At 75.0% G+C, this 875-nt stretch carries 1 protein-coding gene; it reads left to right on the top strand.

The window, feature by feature from the left end; genetic code table 11:
- Positions 1 to 787: inositol-3-phosphate synthase (locus ACFFNX_RS51465; RefSeq protein ID WP_378213821.1), on the top strand; the 787-nt coding region annotated here is incomplete at its 5' end.
- Positions 788 to 875: the final 88 nt, after the last annotated feature.

Genomic DNA, 875 nt, shown 5'->3' with positions numbered 1-875 from the left:
CCGCGGCCTCGACCGGGTCGTCGTCATCAACGTGGCGTCCACCGAGCCGCCGGCCGGCGAGCACCGCGCGCACGTGTCCCTGGTCGCCCTCCTCGCCGCCCTCGCGTCCGGGACCGACGTGCTTCCGGCGAGTTCCCTGTACGCCTACGCGGCGCTGACCGCCGGCTGCCCGTACGTGGACTTCACCCCCTCGACGGGCGCCCGCCTGCCCGCCCTCGACCGGCTCGCCCGCCGGCGCGGAGTGCCGTACGCCGGCCGGTACGGCAAGACCGGAGAGACGCTGCTGAAGTCGGTGCTGGCGCCGATGTTCGCCCAGCGGGCCCTGCGCGTACGTGCGTGGTCGGGCACGAACCTGCTGGGCGGCGGCGACGGCGCCACCCTGGCCGACCCGGCCGCGGCGGCCGCCAAGAACGCCTCCAAGAGCCTCGTCGTCGGGGAGACCCTCGGCTATCCGGTCGACGGGCAGGTGCACATCGACTACGTCGCCGATCTCGGCGACTGGAAGACCGCGTGGGACCACGTCGTCTTCGACGGCTTCCTCGGCGCGCGCATGAGCCTGCAGTTCACCTGGCAGGGCTGCGACTCGGCGCTGGCCGCCCCGCTGATCCTCGACCTCGCCCGGCTGATGGCGCTGGCCCACGCGTCGGGGCGGACGGGACCGGTGCACGAACTCGCCTTCTTCTTCAAGGACCCCGTCGGCGCCGACGGCACGACCGGAGGGCCCGGCGTGGACCACGCGCTCGCCGCGCAGTACGAGACGCTCCGCTCCTGGGCGGCGTCCCGATGAGCGACGCCGACGGACCGCTGCCCTCGCCGCGCGCGGTGGTGGAGCTCGTCCGCGCACCGGCGGCCCTGACCGTTCCCGGCGACGCGCT

The organism is Actinoallomurus acaciae (assembly GCF_042429965.1).
Lineage (GTDB): Bacteria > Actinomycetota > Actinomycetes > Streptosporangiales > Streptosporangiaceae > Actinoallomurus > Actinoallomurus acaciae.
Note: the sequence above shows the minus strand (reverse complement) of the source record. Positions and strands in the feature narration are given on the sequence as shown.